The organism is Streptococcus sp. 1055 (genome assembly GCF_013276815.1).
Taxonomy (GTDB): domain Bacteria; phylum Bacillota; class Bacilli; order Lactobacillales; family Streptococcaceae; genus Streptococcus; species Streptococcus pseudopneumoniae.
Genome location: NZ_VMLT01000158.1, coordinates 1 through 1,207 on the forward strand (window position 1 = coordinate 1; position 1,207 = coordinate 1,207).

Consider the following 1,207-nt stretch of genomic DNA (forward strand, 5'->3'; position numbering starts at 1 on the left):
TTTCTTCACCTGTCACTTTGTTACGCTTGTTGGTTCTTGTTAGTTCAACTGTTTGCGTAACTGAGTCAGCCACTTCTTTTGTTTCGTTGGCTTTATCGACATACTTGATGGTACGGGTAACAGTTCTGCTTTCTTTAACATCTTCTGTAGCTTGTGGGTATTTCACTACTTCGGTTGTATCTGTAGTTGTTGATGTTACAGTTGCTTCCGCTACAGTTGCCTTATCTGGGGCGTCATAGTTGGTTACAGTTGGAGAGTCTTGAGAACCCCATGTACCTGTTGACCAGTCTCCTGCTGTTACTTTACCTGTCACTTTATTACGCTTGTTGGTTCTTGTTAGTTCAACTGTTTGCGTAACTGGGCTACCTACTTCTGTTGTTTCATCAGTCGCATCTACATACTTGATGGTACGAGTAACGGTTTTGCGTTCCATTTCATCGGCAATACTTTGTGGATACTTCACAACTACCGTCGTATTGGCTGTCGTTGAAGTAACCGTTTCTTCCGCTACACTTTCTGTATCTGGTGCGTCATAGTTAGTGACTGTTGGAGAGTCTTGAGAACCCCATGTACCTGTTGACCAGTCTCCTTCTGTTACTTTACCTGTCACTTTGTTACGCTTGTTGGTTCGCGTTAAGGTGACGGTTTGCGTAACTGGTATTGCTACTTCTGTTGCTTCATTTTCTTTATCCACATACTTGATGGTACGGGTAACAGTTTTGCTTTCTTTAATATCTTCTGTAGCTTGCGGATATTTCACTACTTCGGTTGTATCTGTAGTTGTTGACGTTACAGTTGCTTCTGCTACAGTTGCCTTATCTGGGGCGTCATAGTTGGTTACAGTTGGAGAGTCTTGAGAACCCCATGTACCTGTTGACCAGTCTCCTGCTGTTTCTTCACCTGTCACTTTGTTACGCTTGTTGGTTCGCGTTAAGGTGACGGTTTGCGTAACGGGTGTTGCTACTTCTGTCGTTTCATCAGTCGCATCTACATACTTGATGGTACGGGTAACAGTTTTGCTTTCTTTAACATCTTCTGTAGCTTGTGGGTATTTCACTACTTCGGTTGTATCTGTAGTTGTTGATGTTACAGCTGTTTCCGCTACAGTTGCCTTATCTGGGGCGTCATAGTTGGTTACAGTTGGAGAGTCTTGAGAACCCCATGTACCTGTTGACCAGTCTCCTGCTGTTTCTTCACCTGTCACTTT

The 1,207-nt window shown here is 43.6% G+C and carries 1 pseudogene; it reads right to left on the bottom strand.

From position 1 onward, the window contains the following. Nucleotides 1-1,207, bottom strand: a pseudogene (locus HT699_RS11215) (hypothetical protein); the annotation flags it as partial.